Origin of the sequence: Vibrio sp. 1F253, from assembly GCF_041439295.1 — a bacterium.
Taxonomy (GTDB): Bacteria; Pseudomonadota; Gammaproteobacteria; order Enterobacterales; family Vibrionaceae; genus Vibrio; species Vibrio tasmaniensis_A.
Genome location: NZ_JBGONU010000011.1, coordinates 94,971 through 108,848, shown reverse-complemented (window position 1 = coordinate 108,848; position 13,878 = coordinate 94,971). Strand labels below are relative to the sequence as shown.

At 41.0% G+C, this 13,878-nt stretch carries 18 protein-coding genes and 2 pseudogenes; 5 read left to right on the top strand and 15 right to left on the bottom strand.

The genetic code is table 11. The features are described from left to right. Nucleotides 1-239, top strand: a pseudogene (locus ACED28_RS08300) (IS3 family transposase); the annotation flags it as partial. An 11-nt stretch (nucleotides 240-250) separates the two neighbouring features. Then, nucleotides 251-667 carry a helix-turn-helix domain-containing protein gene (locus ACED28_RS08295; RefSeq protein ID WP_371709629.1) on the top strand — a complete coding sequence of 139 codons (417 nt, stop codon included), beginning with the start codon at nucleotides 251-253 and terminating at the stop codon, nucleotides 665-667. A 261-nt stretch (nucleotides 668-928) separates the two neighbouring features. Here the strand turns inward: ACED28_RS08295 and ACED28_RS08290 are convergent, their stop codons facing one another. Beyond that, nucleotides 929-1,156, bottom strand: coding sequence for a hypothetical protein (locus ACED28_RS08290; protein WP_371709628.1), 228 nt, complete (start codon nucleotides 1,154-1,156; stop codon nucleotides 929-931). 536 nt (nucleotides 1,157-1,692) lie between these two features. Between ACED28_RS08290 and ACED28_RS08285 the strand changes: the two genes are divergently transcribed. Further along, a complete protein-coding gene (locus ACED28_RS08285) occupies nucleotides 1,693-2,115 on the top strand; it encodes a DUF3653 domain-containing protein (protein ID WP_371709627.1) in 423 nt (140 codons plus the stop codon). A 62-nt stretch (nucleotides 2,116-2,177) separates the two neighbouring features. Then, nucleotides 2,178-2,909: a hypothetical protein gene (locus ACED28_RS08280; RefSeq protein ID WP_017102028.1), complete on the top strand. Its 732-nt coding sequence runs from the start codon at nucleotides 2,178-2,180 to the stop codon at nucleotides 2,907-2,909. A gap of 53 nt (nucleotides 2,910-2,962) precedes the next feature. Here ACED28_RS08280 and ACED28_RS08275 read toward each other — a convergent pair whose 3' ends face one another. The 9 genes and pseudogenes from ACED28_RS08275 to ACED28_RS08235 form a co-directional block, all read right to left on the bottom strand. Next, nucleotides 2,963-3,406 (bottom strand): hypothetical protein, encoded by a 444-nt coding sequence (locus ACED28_RS08275; protein ID WP_371709625.1) that lies wholly within the window; start codon nucleotides 3,404-3,406, stop codon nucleotides 2,963-2,965. A gap of 130 nt (nucleotides 3,407-3,536) precedes the next feature. Beyond that, on the bottom strand, nucleotides 3,537-3,935 hold the full coding sequence (locus ACED28_RS08270) for a hypothetical protein (protein ID WP_231903193.1): 399 nt from the start codon (nucleotides 3,933-3,935) through the stop codon (nucleotides 3,537-3,539). 108 nt (nucleotides 3,936-4,043) lie between these two features. Beyond that, a complete protein-coding gene (locus tag ACED28_RS08265) occupies nucleotides 4,044-4,445 on the bottom strand; it encodes a hypothetical protein (protein WP_371709624.1) in 402 nt (133 codons plus the stop codon). Between the two features lie 38 nt (nucleotides 4,446-4,483). Then, complete coding sequence (locus ACED28_RS08260; protein WP_241810802.1) at nucleotides 4,484-5,011, bottom strand: hypothetical protein; 528 nt, start codon at nucleotides 5,009-5,011, stop codon at nucleotides 4,484-4,486. Next, nucleotides 5,001-5,303: a hypothetical protein gene (locus tag ACED28_RS08255; RefSeq protein ID WP_017102032.1), complete on the bottom strand. Its 303-nt coding sequence runs from the start codon at nucleotides 5,301-5,303 to the stop codon at nucleotides 5,001-5,003. Before ACED28_RS08255 ends, ACED28_RS08260 begins: the two co-directional genes overlap by 11 nt. 174 nt (nucleotides 5,304-5,477) lie before the next feature. After that, nucleotides 5,478-5,915, bottom strand: a complete 438-nt coding sequence (locus ACED28_RS08250; RefSeq protein ID WP_017102129.1) for a hypothetical protein — start codon at nucleotides 5,913-5,915, stop codon at nucleotides 5,478-5,480. A gap of 184 nt (nucleotides 5,916-6,099) precedes the next feature. Further along, nucleotides 6,100-6,336, bottom strand: coding sequence for a hypothetical protein (locus tag ACED28_RS08245; RefSeq protein ID WP_371702047.1), 237 nt, complete (start codon nucleotides 6,334-6,336; stop codon nucleotides 6,100-6,102). Nucleotides 6,337-6,659: 323 nt separating this feature from the next. Then, complete coding sequence (locus ACED28_RS08240) at nucleotides 6,660-6,782, bottom strand: hypothetical protein (RefSeq protein WP_258186662.1); 123 nt, start codon at nucleotides 6,780-6,782, stop codon at nucleotides 6,660-6,662. Further along, nucleotides 6,736-6,930: pseudogene (locus ACED28_RS08235) on the bottom strand (hypothetical protein). The gene ACED28_RS08240 and the pseudogene ACED28_RS08235 overlap by 47 nt, the downstream one beginning before the upstream one ends. A 501-nt stretch (nucleotides 6,931-7,431) precedes the next feature. On the opposite strand from ACED28_RS08235, the gene ACED28_RS08230 reads away from it, so the two are divergent. After that, on the top strand, nucleotides 7,432-8,712 hold the full coding sequence (locus tag ACED28_RS08230) for a GGDEF domain-containing protein (protein WP_371709623.1): 1,281 nt from the start codon (nucleotides 7,432-7,434) through the stop codon (nucleotides 8,710-8,712). A 763-nt stretch (nucleotides 8,713-9,475) separates the two neighbouring features. Here ACED28_RS08230 and ACED28_RS08225 read toward each other — a convergent pair. The 5 genes from ACED28_RS08225 to vxrA are packed head-to-tail and all read right to left on the bottom strand — an operon-like array spanning nucleotide 9,476 to nucleotide 13,871. Then, nucleotides 9,476-9,628 (bottom strand): YoaH family protein, encoded by a 153-nt coding sequence (locus ACED28_RS08225; protein WP_004731009.1) that lies wholly within the window; start codon nucleotides 9,626-9,628, stop codon nucleotides 9,476-9,478. 41 nt (nucleotides 9,629-9,669) lie between these two features. Beyond that, the gene (locus ACED28_RS08220) at nucleotides 9,670-10,827 is read right to left on the bottom strand and encodes a conjugal transfer protein TraF (protein ID WP_135384362.1); all 1,158 of its coding nucleotides are present in this window, start codon (nucleotides 10,825-10,827) and stop codon (nucleotides 9,670-9,672) included. Between the two features lie 59 nt (nucleotides 10,828-10,886). Beyond that, nucleotides 10,887-11,765, bottom strand: a complete 879-nt coding sequence (locus ACED28_RS08215; protein ID WP_371709622.1) for a DUF2861 family protein — start codon at nucleotides 11,763-11,765, stop codon at nucleotides 10,887-10,889. Next, nucleotides 11,765-12,424 (bottom strand): response regulator transcription factor VxrB, encoded by a 660-nt coding sequence (gene vxrB / locus ACED28_RS08210; RefSeq protein WP_009845363.1) that lies wholly within the window; start codon nucleotides 12,422-12,424, stop codon nucleotides 11,765-11,767. The genes ACED28_RS08215 and vxrB overlap by 1 nt, the downstream gene beginning before the upstream one ends. Further along, the gene (vxrA, locus tag ACED28_RS08205) at nucleotides 12,399-13,871 is read right to left on the bottom strand and encodes a sensor histidine kinase VxrA (protein WP_371709621.1); all 1,473 of its coding nucleotides are present in this window, start codon (nucleotides 13,869-13,871) and stop codon (nucleotides 12,399-12,401) included. The genes vxrB and vxrA overlap by 26 nt, the downstream gene beginning before the upstream one ends. Between the last annotated feature and the right edge of the window lie 7 nt (nucleotides 13,872-13,878).

Genomic DNA, 13,878 nt, shown 5'->3' with positions numbered 1-13,878 from the left:
GTAGTCGAAGTTGGGTTGAAGCCTTCGTACGCTGGTACAACACCGAGCATAAGCACAGTAAGCTAAATTACGTCACGCCTTCAGAGCGTCACAATGGAAAAGATAAAGAGATCTTGAAGCGCCGAGCAAAGGTATTACTCGCAGCAAAAGAGCTAAACCCTGAACGCTGGCCAGGTGATATCAGAAACTGTGAACCTGTTGGTGACATTCACCTAAATCCAGAAAGAGAAGCTGCTTAGTAAACAAGCGAATGATGACAACTACCTTGAAAAACGCCGCATACTTGAAGTGGGAAAATGGAAAGTCTGAGCCAAAAATATCACTAGCGGGAAAGTTATCTAAGGCACTGAAAGTAAGTGAAAAAGAACTATGCCAAGGTGAGTTCCACAAACAAAAAATGGAACCAATAGAGTTCATAAGAAAAGTTGAAACATTGTTAAAACATACGCCACACACTGAATTCCTAATAGGTATACAAGAATATATCAATGATGAAGATGGCTTTTTGAATGCATTGAAGAAAGCTTCAGATTACCCATACGAGATCTTTGATGATGAGAAAAAAGCAAAAGCTAGAGACATGTTAGAGATGCTAGATTTAGCATCAAACTCAGAAGAAGAAAAAAAGAAGATCGCTGATAAATTAAAAGAGATCCTAAGTAAATAATATAGTAGGTAGGACTCGCTATCGCTCAAACACTGGCGCGCTACACTTGCGAATAGTGGGCGAAGGCTGATAGTTAGGTGAAAAGTACCCCCGTAGTACCCCCGTAGTACAAGACGGGGGTTTCCCTCGCTTTGCTCGTCATCATCGTCGGCTCAGTCTTCGCTTCTCTTCTTCCTCACGCGCTCGGAACCACAAAAAACAAAAAAGTCCGGAAAACCGGACTTAGTTACATGTCATCATTGGGATAACGAAAAGAGAGCCTTATAGCACAACAGCCAAATCCACAGGAAGCGGCTCTAAATATAATATTCCAGCATTATTGACCCCCTTAACCCCCATGTTTTCTCGCATATTCGTCAAAACCACCTTTTCAATATGTCGTTCGCTACCACCAAAAAGTAGAATGCTATTTGGTTCTGGAATGACAGGTAAGTAAACATGAGCCCAATCTTCGTTGTCTTCACCTGATAAAACAATAAATGTATACATATAATAGACCTCTATAAAAATACATATATGGAGGTTAAATCACAACAAATCAATAAGATACATATACCGAATTAGAATAAAGGATGGCTGGCTTATTAAATGCGTATTGTGCGAATTATGTTACAGGTTAACCTTTAACAACGATTTTCCTAACGGGCATCAAAAAGGCCAGACAAGCTGGCCTCCTCATTGAGCATGTTACTCACCCACGTTCTTATTCCGTTAAGCAGAGCAAACCCTCAACATAATTCATAACCATAATGCGCACTAGCGTGCGTAAAATCTGATAAGTTTCAGCACCTTAGTTCTTGCAGATTTTGCGTACACGCGTGTTATAGACGCTTGAAATTCAAAATGTTTCCACATAAATACGATCATTAATTAGTTTTCGTCCTTCCATTTTCCGTTATACCTAGTTTTCGTCACTGTTTTTTTTTCCGGTTTGACGACCCGTTTCATCGAATTCACCGATGGACATCGTGTTTTGTCATAGAAAAAATAATTCGACGGATGTTTGATAACTTGAAGGAGATCACATGCTCACTCCCCGTTTTGCCGATCTATTGAATCGCTACTTCGACGACATTCATGAAGCCGCCGCGTATTTTTACGTTCAACCGATCACGATCAAGCGTTGGCTGTCTGGCGCGGTCCCGGTCAATCCACTGGCCGAAAAATTGATGAACATTCACGCCCGTGGCTACTTACCGTTGGATCATCGCTGGAACGGATTTCGAATCAACGTTGACCGTGCGATCCTCATTACCCCCGAAGATCGGGAATTCAATCCCAAGGAATTGCTCAGTTTTGCGTACTGGCATGACGAGCACCGGCAACTGGTTGAGCGCCACGGCAAAATTGAGTCCCCGAAATACTATCCGGCTAAAGAGCATCCCTTGCCATTTCGTGGCGGTCGTCGCATGCCGCCTAAGCCCTGGATCCCGGCCAAATTCAAATAATGGTGCCATTCAGAGCAACAACCCTCGAGATAAGCTTCTTTAATCTAGGAACGTAAAACGTCATGACAACGATAATAGCCAGCCCGAACATTTTCATCGCGGGTGACGCCATGTGGACTAGCCAAGTCAGCGGTTTGGAAGTCGACTGTGAGACGCGCAAACATATCGTGTGTCTCGAGCAAGTGATCTTTTTTTCGGGTGATGAGCACCCTATTATCCTCGCGCAAGCCGTGCTTCTGGCCCTCATTTCTGACGAGGAATACATTCAATTAGCCCAAGCGCTCGACGAACGCGATGAGATTGGCTTGATTGCGGTAACGGAAAACACCGGTGCGCTGATAGACATGCCCATCGGCAACAACGCGACCACCGGAGAGCTGGTGTTTACTGGCTCTGGTGGCTTCCATGCGGCCACGTTTTATCAAGATCTCGACAGATTATCTTGCCTGTTAACAAGAATAGATACAGCGATGACGATGGCGTTCCACGTCGACGAGCAATCCGGCAACGGGATCCACAAGAAGGTGTGGCCTCAGCGCTACGACAACTTGTGTTATACTGACACCAGTTACCGAGAATACATCGGGGCTAAAATTGAAGAATATCACGAGTTCATCGCCGAATGGGCCTTAATGGAGGGCGACAACATGGCAGCACAACTTCCCCGCTCTACAAATCGCACAGCGCCGGCACCAAACGCGCCCAAAGCGACCCCAGAGCGCATGAAAGCAATACTCGACGCGATAAGAAAAAACCAGAAGAAACAAACTGAGAAACAAGAAGAAAGTGCCTAAAACAGAGGCGCCTGAACAGTACGTAGGTCATGTTCAGGCGCTTGTTATGTGACCTAATTTTTGACAACTATCTTAAGCTTTTTATCTATTAGTGTTACCCCTGCATGAGTCACTGATATGTTTCCATCAGAATCAGTCCTCGGAGTCATCAATATATTACATTCACTTCCATCATTATTGAGAAGGCTAGCGGAAATAGAAGGTGATTGACCTTTTTTATGTTCGCTCTTTTTTATCTCAAAACGATAATATTTACGACCATCTTGTTTTCTTTCTTCAAAATCATCGGAACCTAGTAATATTATATATGGCTTAAGTTTTAGAAACTTTAATACAGCGAAAGAAATACTCAAAACAGCTGCGATAATCTTTAGGAAAATGACCACATAATTTAACGCGCCTTCTCCAATGACCGATTCCAGTTCTTTTAAGACAGAAGCAATGGCACCGAATATAACAGCTACAATAAACATCCAATCAATTTCATCTAAATTCATTTATTCTCCTTTACACCACCAAATCCAAGGTTCCATTATACACATAGCCCCGCCTTAAACATTAAGGCTAATTCGAACCAAAATTTCCATAGTCGAATCGTTTGTTATATTTATTCTCTTTTGATACGAACTATAAATTACCAATTATTTTTTGAATTTCATCTGGATTTAAGTAGCTATTATTAACTTTACCTTCAATCAAAAAACCGTCTGCTAATATTTGGGATAATTTTTGAACAGACTTTTCATTAAAGAGCTTCGGATAGATCCGCGTATACGCATTGAACGTTGCCTTTAAGTTACGGTGGCAATCTTCAGCTGAACTGAGTGTTGTGACCTCTCCCGAATTAAATATAGGTATGAAAATTTCAAGTAGGTTGTTTTTTAACTCTTGCTTTAGCTTTCTGCGACTTGTGATTTTCTCGAGCCCAAGACCTAAAAAGAATGCCAGAATACCAGGGAGCCATCCATTCATGAAACTATGAAGTGAAATTTTCCACCACTCAATATCATTAATTATAAAATACACTAACTCTTCCTATTGCCCGTGACGTACTTGAAAAATATAACGCCTTAAACATCGAAACTAAAGACAAACCTACAATGCCGAATGTAATAAATTGTGTTGATTAATTTGTTAGACGAATGTTGCCTTCAGCAACGCGACTTGTTGCTCAAACAACCCACTATCAAATTTGGAGTAAGATTTAGCTATATTTACCCATTGAACTCCGGTTTCATCAATATGACGAAATTCAATTTGTAACGCATATTTTGAACAACGAAGAAAACCAAATATAAAACCTACAATCGTTAAAGTAACAACTAAAGCTTTCAACCAAAAAGGTGTACTCTCAAGAGTTGGGATTGCTAACCAAACTGCTCCGGAGAAAACAAATAACCAAAATATTATTTGACCTAGATTGTCGAGTAAGCCAAGTTTCTTAACTCTCACATTATTAATTTTTGATAAAGGATACGAATCTTTTTTAAAGCTAAACTCTTCTTGGCTCATTTGAAAATCTGTTTCCTTGTACATTATTGCCTCCATTTTTATCAACACTCTTAAATGCTTTATTAGCTTTTTTGGGTTACATACTTTGCGTGAATATCGAGAACAAATGGCTCCACTAAAGCTATACATCGGTCTAGATCGTCATCCGTTATATCTACTTTCTCACCATCTAAGGTATGACCATTTCGATGCACAAGGTCATGGCGTAACTCAAGTTGTTTTAATAGCTCTCTGCTGATATTAAAACGAATGCCAAGAACTTTTTTATAATACATTTCAACATCATTAAGCCGATGCCATACCAATGCTTTCATTGAATGTATCAAATACTCATCAATAGGGTTGTTTAAAGCAAAAGGAACCGTCACGGTAGCAGAACGAAACTTGTCATGGCTTGCTAGTTTTCGGAGTGATTCTGGAGAATTAGTAAGTTCAAAAATGAACAAGTTTGAAAGATACTGTTCCATTAAGCTTATCACGTTCGAAAAATACAATTGGTTGTGAAAACTATCTCTACTTTGGGCTCTTATTTGCGTAAGTCCTTCAGTGAAAGTATTGAGATATACATCAAATTCCGTATCAGAACTCATTAGCATGGTACTCCACTCTAATTTGCTCTTTTAACGCTCCATCCTTTGTCTCAACGTCTAGCGTCCAATCAACACCAACATTGGAAGACCAAACATTAATGTTAAACTCATTACCTTCCTCGTCTTCAAACGAATCATAGTTTTCGCTAACACTATCCCTATAACGTTCTGCCACAAAGTTAGGAGACGGTACGCTAACAACCGTAACCTCTTCAGTACCGCGATAAATAAGTAGATAGCCACCGGAAATGGGTGGCATACAGTCATTACCTTCTAACGTAAACTTCATCATCTCATTTCTCAAAATACAAATACGTTTCGATTATAACAGCATAGTTTTAGGCTTACACCTTCAGAAAGCTAACGCCCGCTTAAGTGGTGAGTAGCGTAAGACCGATGTTTCTGCAAACCACCTTAAACACAGAACGCAACGTATAGTAAAAATGTCACGTGTTACGAATTAATCCTAAACAGTTCGATATACGGTTGTGCCAGGCTCAGAGTTTGGCCCCAACTTACTGCTAAAAACGAACAGACAACTAACTAAAATACCTATCTCGAAAAGCTGACATAGAAAAGATGCTGTCTTAAACACCAGACCTGAATCCATCCAAGGCATCGCTATTTCAATTAGCACAGCGGCTAAAACCAAAGTATACCCAACTCGTTGATGCCATTTACCTAACACTCGCGAAAAGTGATGGAAAGCTAACAGATAAAACACCGAAAAAAAAGGCATTATAAACCAGATGAGATACTCAAAAATTTCAATCAACGAGCTACTACCTTCGCCCAAAGTTGCCATTAGAATAGAGATAATAAAGTTGAGTAGCATGTAAAGAAACGGATATATAAGAATACCCAAGGCAAGATACCGAACTGATTTTTTAACTCCACTTTCCACTTGTGTTACCTTCTCTAGTTGGAGTGACGCATAACACCCAATTAAGTAGCTGACAACGCTACTAATACGTTCAAAATTACCACCAAAATCACTTAAACTGAACTGAGTTGAAAATCCCAAGCGTTGACAGTCTGCTTTAATTGCTTGTTGTTAGCTCTACGACTTAGACTGGACAAGACACAATTTATTGAAATTCATCGCCATGATTTTCTAATGTTTTAGTACCACACTCTAAACAAACTACATAGCGATCGATTAAATCTAGTGACGCTCCTGCTGGACTAGCCATCCCACCCAAAAAACCCGCAAGAAATTCCTTAAACTTTTCTTTCTTACTATTGCCATATTTGGACGGTTTTTGCTTAATCAATTCTTTATGTTCTGTTTTTTGACCACATTTGTCGCAATACCTAGCACTCATTTTAACCTCAATTGTTGTTTTATAAATCCTGAGAATGATATCGGAGTAGCTGCGCATATGAATGAGAAGTGAATCACGCATATGAACCAGCACGCACATTTAATAAGTAGAACTAACGCTTATTAGATAGAAAATTCTGCATTTAAATACAGAGTTTTTCTGTCTAGTCTGATTTATGGGAAAGGATTATACTCATTAACCCTATTTATAACAGTGATTTAAATCATTAGCTGTAAAACTGGATGCTTAAAGTGTGGATTCTCGTCGTAGAAATGCAGAAAGGGCTACTTTCCTAAAAAAATAGCCCTTTCGATTGCTGTGAATCATCGGCGTTTCTTGTAGCGTTTTCGTGTGGTGTTCGCCCTTACCACACGCCCGTTCTTGAGCGTGTAACCTTTCTTAAGTTGGCCGTTTGGTCGACGACCTTTGCACTTGTGTCCTTTCATTGGGGTTCTCCAGTTTTCGTATCCGTTGCTCTTGGTCTTGTTGCACTCGCTTTATCCAGTTGATGTCTGTTTTCAAAGCCGCAATCGTGCCGAGGCTTGAGACTCAACCTGTAATAAATGCAATGACCAACGCATCAAGAAACGCCATCACTTCGTTTTCCATCGAGATCCGTAATATTCAAGTAGGTATCGCACCATGGCGCGTAATTGGGAATAAAAGACAAAATGAATGAAACGAACGCTCTAATAAACAACAAAGTGTTTCGATAAAATTGAGCTTAAAAAGTGACACTGCAACATAACTACCCTCCACTTTAATTGACGAACAGTAACAGTGGCCTCGTGACTCGTTGTCACAGCAAGCCATAAAACTCGCACACATAACTCTGATTACGACAAACCGAACCACAGTAAATTTAACTGTATAAATATACAGTTAAATTGATACCCCCGCAAAAACCACACTTATCGAGTGAATAGCATTCAAAACCAACGCCATGCGTACAGAATTTGTTCTAAAAATCAGTTTAATCATTAACTTTTCTGTATAATCTTCAATTCAATTTTAACTATTGGGTTCGAATGTGAATACTCGATAGAATCTCTGTTTGCGGTGACATCACGCATAACCACAAAGTTACATGTATGGATGATTAACATTTTGAGCGACAACGTATTCAGGCAAATCAATATATTCCTTTCGGTTTTTTGCCTCGCTGCCACTCTACTGTCGTTTATCTCTTACCGTACGATCATGGATCAAAACTACGTTATCACTCCAGATAGATTCCCTACACTCGTTAACACTGACCAAGAACATAATGGTGGCACCAAAGGGGTGCTGTATAAGTCAGAAGACACCATTGAGTTACAGTGTGACTTTAAGCGTACCTATAGCTCGCCATTCTGTGAGATTGAGTTCGTTATCTCTACGGAAGGTAAAGGTCTGGATCTCTCAGTGTATGACTCAGTGACCATCAATATGGATTACGAAGGCCAAGAACAGCCAAGGTTTCGCTTTTACATTCGAAATTACGACGAGAATTACAGCGTTCAAGGTGACGCTATGTCTAATAAGTTCAATCGTTTAGATTTCTCGTTACCCGATAGAAAACACATCGACTTAGATTATTTCAATGTCCCTTTGTGGTGGATCGACTATTACAACCACCCTATTACGAATAGCGCCGTAGACGTTACCAATGCAGTGTCTGTTGAGTTAGGGCTTGGTGCTAGCACACTTGATGGGCACCATAAACTGACAGTACAAAGCATCGTTTTTCACGGCAAGACGATCGACAAGTTTGTACTAGGAAAACTCTTAATTAGTTTATGGGTGCTGTATGCGATTTACTATATATCTTGTGCGTTATATCTAGCCAGAAGAACAAGAACAGATGCCGCACAGCAACAACGTTTGTTGACTCAAGAAATTGAAGAGCTAAAGATAAAGGCTACAACCGATCCGTTAACCGGCTGTAGGAACAGAACTGAAGCTTTAGATGCTTTCTATGATTTTGAATGGTTAGCCCAGCAAGGAAAAACAATTCACATCGCTTTGTTTGATTTAGACCATTTTAAGCAAATCAATGATCAACATGGCCATGAAGTGGGTGACAAAGTACTTATTCAGTTTGTCGCAACGGCGAACGAGAGTCTTGGTGAGCAATATTTACTTTATCGCTGGGGTGGTGAGGAGTTCCTTTTAGTTTGCCTGGAGCAAACTGCGCTACAGTGTAACGAATCTATCAATAATCTATACCTAGCAATCGACCAAAGCGTTTGGCCTAAAGCGCTTAAAGTAACGACTTCGACTGGAGTAACACAGCTTAAGCAACATGAATCGATACGTTCTGCAATTAAACGTGCAGACAAGGCACTCTACCAAGCGAAAGACAACGGACGAAACCAAGTCGCAAAGTTGTACTAAAGCTCGCTTGACTAGACTGCAGTTACACATTCAACTCTCTTCCAATACTCAATCAAGACGCCATTAATACCCTGTCGATATCTACTCTCCATTTAAGCAGCCGTCAGATTTTCAACGCTGACTAAACAAGCCAAAAGCTTTGCTGCCTCATTAGGATTCTAATCGTTATGTAGGCCTATAAGCGCGCTCTCACCATCGGTAACAACACATTCTGTAGTAACGCCATTAATCGCATTCTCAGGTTATATGTATCGTTTCTAAGCTTCCTAACTACTTGTTCTAAACCGCACATATCTGGCTAGTAAAAGCTTTCTCTAAGCAGTCGTAAGTCACTCGCGGTATCGGTTTTGAACATTACCGTCGTTATTTATCTCGCGCTGCTCTTCGAGGAAATCCTTATTATTCTGCTCCCGTCACGCTTCTAATCACGCACTCTGATCCACTAAAAATGGAAGTCACAACGTCACTAGCCTTAAAAAACGCCATAGATTTAACCACTTAGACAGGGTGGCACAAATACTGACACCCGAAATGATAGTTGTATTACTTTCAGCTCGTGCTGTAATTTAATTACAAATAGAAGCCAAGAAAAGCCTGGTAAGTGGATTACTCCAACGTAACTTACTGAATAAACGGCATTTAATGGTTTTGAATAGCTCGGAATTTAGGATAACTAAAGAGTTGGTATGTGCGATATAATATACTAGAGGGTAATATGTTTAGTTATAGTGCACTAAGTTGTTAAAAAAGAAGGGCTAATGCCCTACTCTTCTTTATTACTCATTTCTTCACGAATTTGCTCAGCAACGATTTTGATAGCTTGTGCTGTGCTGATGCCCTGGGTCATCATTTCTTGAATTCGTTCAACAGCTTTCTGTTGTTCTTCGTGAGAAAGGGTTGGTAAGTCGTTTAGCATAGTCTGCTCCTTTATTTAGGAGCAGAACTATATAAGGACTGTTAGTAACTAGCAAGGAAATTGATTGACGCACCCATTGCATTTTCATTTGTGTAGTTAGCACTTAAATCTAACTGGAACAAATTGAGTGGCGACAAACCAATACCTGCAGTGACTGTACCTTCTGAACCAGAGTATGCCAAATTCTTGTAGTACCCTGCCCTTAGCTGAAGCTGACGTAAAACATCAACTTCTGTACCAACGCGAATCATCTGTTCATTATCTTTGAACGAAGTAAACTTTTCGGTTTCATTTAAGTCATAGTCGACACTAAGCGTGAAGTAGTCCGCTACGATACCAGCACCTACGGTATATACTGGCTCTAGTTTGTATGCGTATTGGCCACCGACTTTGTGTGTCACACCGCTGGTCGTCGTACTCGTTAAAGTTTGAGATGTATCTTTGGTATTGATATCTCTAGATATTAAGTTGGTAGCCGAAAAGCCAACTCGAAATGGACCTGTGAACCAAAGCGCGCCAGCATCCATATTAAAAGAAGTTTCACCTTCACCATTGTCTCTTACATCAGACAAATCGTAGCTCTTAACAGAAGCAACGTAGTTGTATGTGTAAATACGTTGAAGTTTAGGCGTGATACCAAATGAAATATGCTGCCCCATAAAGGTTTGATATTTAGCGAGAGTTAATCCAACTTCGGTAACACCAATAGCAACGGCTTCTACCGTCGACAACTCAAGCTTATCGGCATCTGTCGCTGACGCTTCATTGTAAACATTTGGTGTAGCAAACGATTCTGTATAGGCTTTGCCGAATAGGTTAGCCGCTATAAATTGATTTGGGATAGCGAATGCGACAACACCACCAAGTTCAACATTAGCTTGGTTACCATCGAGTTTTTTAAGAGCTGCATCTAAATCTGCAGTGTTTGTCGCCGCCAGAGCGGAATCAATATTTGATTTCATGTCTTGGGGGTCATTATAACTACCACCAAAACTTGGAGTGATCATACCCATATCATCGTTACGACGATAAATAGCAACAAGTGCTGGGTTATAGAATGGAGCTGTTAGGAAGTTTGCTGAAACAACACCAACACCACCCATCGCATCACCACGCGCTTCAATGGCGTAGTTTGCTGCTGAAAGAGGAAGACTGGCGAATGCAATTGATGCTGCGAGTAGTTTAGTTGTATTTTTCATGCCGTTTATCTTTGTTAGATCCCTTACATTATTAACGGCTCAATTCTAAATTACTTTAGCTACTCTTCGCTAGAAATATCATAAGTTTTACTGATAGTTTGTGCTTGCTCTATCGCTATGTCACCTTGCCAGCGCGAATGTACCATTGATACAGCTAAAACATAACGATCATTGGGCAGTTCTTCACCCGTTAAATTGGTCGGATAATCGGATTCATAACTTTTACCCCACACCTGCTTATATCGTTCATCGACATAATCGTACAAACCTACGTCTAGCTTTGGTAATGGGCAGTAGGGGTTCAGCAGTGCTTTTTTATCGATCAACCAAGAGTCTTTAGATGCCCAACGAACTTGTTGACGCATAACCACTTCACCAAGAATGACCCAAGTGCTCCAGGAGTTACCGCTATTTCCTTTTACAGTCAGGCGATAAAGTCCGGAATCAAGTTGAGACGCTAAGCTATAACGTTTGCTGTATACGCTCACTGAAGTGTTATTGATTACCGGGTTGCCTTTGGTAAACTCACTGTCAGACGAAACGACCTTGTCGACCCACTTCTCAAAGGCGATGTCTTGGATGTTGCTTTCCGATTCAACATCAATAGCCACGCGGAATGTTTCCCTGCCTGGGCTTTGAATAATGTGTCTTTTCACGACGACCGAGCTTATCCAGTCCGGTAACGTTTTTTTTGTAAGCGTTTTACCACAATCCTTGTTCAATGCTTGATCGAACAGTTGATTGAGATGATCTTCGCGAGATTGCGAAGCATTGATTTGCCAAACTTCCACCAATGAATCAAACATCAATGCTAAATCATTATCTAGCAGGTGCTTGTGCACTTGTGTCAGCGCATCACTGTCCTTAAACCAATCGGCTGCGTGTGCAGTATTGATGACACTTGATAAAATGAGTAGTGGAAGTAAGGTTTTTTTCATTACGCTTTCATCTTGTAGCCAACGCCACGTAAGGTTTCAATTTCTAAACCTGGCAACTTCTGTCTTAGTTGCAGAACGTGCGTATCTACAGTACGAGTTGTTGGGAAGTGGTTGTAACCCCAAACGTGGTCTAGTAGCTCATCGCGAGTAAACACTCGACCAAGATTACTTGCCAAGAATAATAATAGATCAAATTCCGTACGCGTTAACGTGACTTCCAGTTCGTTAAAAAACACTTCACGTGTTGCTTTGTCAATTACAAGGTTTTGAGCCATCACTTTTGATGCATCTTGATCTTCAGCATCAGGTAGGCGTAGCTGTGCACGGATTCGAGCAAACAGTTCAGCTTCTGCAAATGGTTTCGTCAGGTAGTCATTCGCACCTGAGTCTAAGCCGGCAACTTTGTCTTTTACTGTCACGAGAGCCGTAAGCAAAATAACTGGGATGTCTTTCTTTTTCTTCCAACCTGGAAGTGAATCTACTGAGTCACCATCAGGAAGTTGACGGTCTAGGATCACAAGATCCGCTTGTTCCCAATAGCCTTCAACTTCAGAGATCAGCTCGGCATGTAAACATTCATATCCAGCTTGCTCAAGGCTAACTAATAAACCGTCAGCTAAATTTTTATCGTCTTCAACGAGAAGCAATGTCTGTTTCACAAGGTATCTCCAAAATAAATGTTGTTGGGGGGCCGATAAGCGTCATGTGACCGCCCATTTTTCCGACCATAGATTCTACTATCGTCAGACCTAAACCGAGTCCACTCTTACTTACGAATGGCTTTCTTAGTTGCCCCCAATCTTTGCGAGACAAGTCTCCATTATCTATAACTTTGAATGTCAGCTTCTTGTCAGAAGTATTCAGTTCTAGTATCACCGGGGCAACGCCGTATTTCACGGCATTTCTGATCAGGTTATCTATACACGTTCCTAACCAATATACGTTTACTTTTGCAGCAATATCTTTGTTTACGCGGAGTTCAATGCCCGGTGCAAAGTCTTCTTCAACTTTGTATTGAAGCCACTCTTCAACACTTGGCACCCACTCTGTTGCAAGCGGTTGGTTGTCTGAGTGCAAATAGTCTTTACTTGCTTCTGCCAACTGCCTTAAACGGCGTGTATCTTCACACAACCTACGAAATTCATCATATACCGATTCTGGCAAGTGTTCGAACTCTCGCCTAAACCCTTCAACCGTCAATGACAAACTCGCAATCGGCGTTCTTAATTCATGCGTTAGAATTTGAAGAACCAGCATGCGGCTCTTCATCTCTTGTTTTTTACTGTTCCAACGGTAAACCGCCCACCCCAACACGAGTAGGATATTGGCAATCACCAAAATAAACATGGCGATCTGCAGAAGTTCTGAATGATCTTCTATTTCCCAACATACATTGCCGCGTTGGACGAAACAGCTGTTGCCTTCTGAGGACAAACTAAAGGATAAGCCCGCGAGCGTAGCGTTTTCGTTCCAAACTGATTCTTTATACAGGTAATATCTATCACCGCGCTTGACCCACATTTCATCAAGCTCAACAAACATACTCGCACCCGCTAACAAAGCTGTTATGGCTTCATTGTCCATCTTCTGTAGACGAGACAGTAGTTCATCGTGTTCGGTGTTCGGTCGCTCTTGAATGTGCATGTAGCGCTTCAACGAGTCAAATTTCTCAGGGTATAACTCAACGTAGCGTGCGGCATATGAACCGCCACCGGGATGAATCAAACCACTTCGAGTAAACCAACGATCAGAAAGTTTAGTTCCTTTACACATTGCACGAGTAAAGACCAAAGGCTCTGTTATTAGAGGACTTAAGGGCAACTTTCCGCTGCATGTTTTTGATAACCGGTATAAGCGTTGGATGTCTTTTAGTGGGTATTCAGCAGTTTGCGGCAGCATAGAAGACGGCATGATCAAGCGAGTCGGGTAATCAGCCTGAAGCAGTCGAATATCATAAGATTCAATTGCCATTTCATGATCAAAAAGTTTAGTGAAGTTATCGATACGCTCAGGTAAAGAGTCAGCAAACGCGTTCACTGAAACGGATAATGTAGCGATAAGCAGAGTAAATGTTCTTTTGATGATCACAAACCAACGCAAATTCATATAGATC

Excerpts from the sequence above, each read along its gene's own strand:
- ACED28_RS08290 (WP_371709628.1), bottom strand. The coding sequence starts at position 1,156 with ATGTATACATTTATTGTTTTATCAGGTGAAGACAACGAAGATTGGGCT.
- ACED28_RS08245 (WP_371702047.1), bottom strand. The coding sequence starts at position 6,336 with ATGAGTGCTAGGTATTGCGACAAATGTGGTCAAAAAACAGAACATAAA.
- ACED28_RS08225 (WP_004731009.1), bottom strand. The coding sequence starts at position 9,628 with ATGCTAAACGACTTACCAACCCTTTCTCACGAAGAACAACAGAAAGCT.
- ACED28_RS08260 (WP_241810802.1), bottom strand. The coding sequence starts at position 5,011 with ATGAGTTCTGATACGGAATTTGATGTATATCTCAATACTTTCACTGAA.
- ACED28_RS08220 (WP_135384362.1), bottom strand. The coding sequence starts at position 10,827 with ATGAAAAATACAACTAAACTACTCGCAGCATCAATTGCATTCGCCAGT.
- ACED28_RS08230 (WP_371709623.1), top strand. The coding sequence starts at position 7,432 with ATGATTAACATTTTGAGCGACAACGTATTCAGGCAAATCAATATATTC.
- ACED28_RS08280 (WP_017102028.1), top strand. The coding sequence starts at position 2,178 with ATGACAACGATAATAGCCAGCCCGAACATTTTCATCGCGGGTGACGCC.
- ACED28_RS08265 (WP_371709624.1), bottom strand. The coding sequence starts at position 4,445 with ATGTACAAGGAAACAGATTTTCAAATGAGCCAAGAAGAGTTTAGCTTT.
- ACED28_RS08275 (WP_371709625.1), bottom strand. The coding sequence starts at position 3,406 with ATGAATTTAGATGAAATTGATTGGATGTTTATTGTAGCTGTTATATTC.
- vxrA (WP_371709621.1), bottom strand. The coding sequence starts at position 13,871 with ATGAATTTGCGTTGGTTTGTGATCATCAAAAGAACATTTACTCTGCTT.
- ACED28_RS08215 (WP_371709622.1), bottom strand. The coding sequence starts at position 11,765 with ATGAAAAAAACCTTACTTCCACTACTCATTTTATCAAGTGTCATCAAT.
- ACED28_RS08295 (WP_371709629.1), top strand. The coding sequence starts at position 251 with ATGATGACAACTACCTTGAAAAACGCCGCATACTTGAAGTGGGAAAAT.
- ACED28_RS08240 (WP_258186662.1), bottom strand. The coding sequence starts at position 6,782 with ATGAAAGGACACAAGTGCAAAGGTCGTCGACCAAACGGCCAACTTAAG.
- ACED28_RS08285 (WP_371709627.1), top strand. The coding sequence starts at position 1,693 with ATGCTCACTCCCCGTTTTGCCGATCTATTGAATCGCTACTTCGACGAC.
- ACED28_RS08255 (WP_017102032.1), bottom strand. The coding sequence starts at position 5,303 with ATGATGAAGTTTACGTTAGAAGGTAATGACTGTATGCCACCCATTTCC.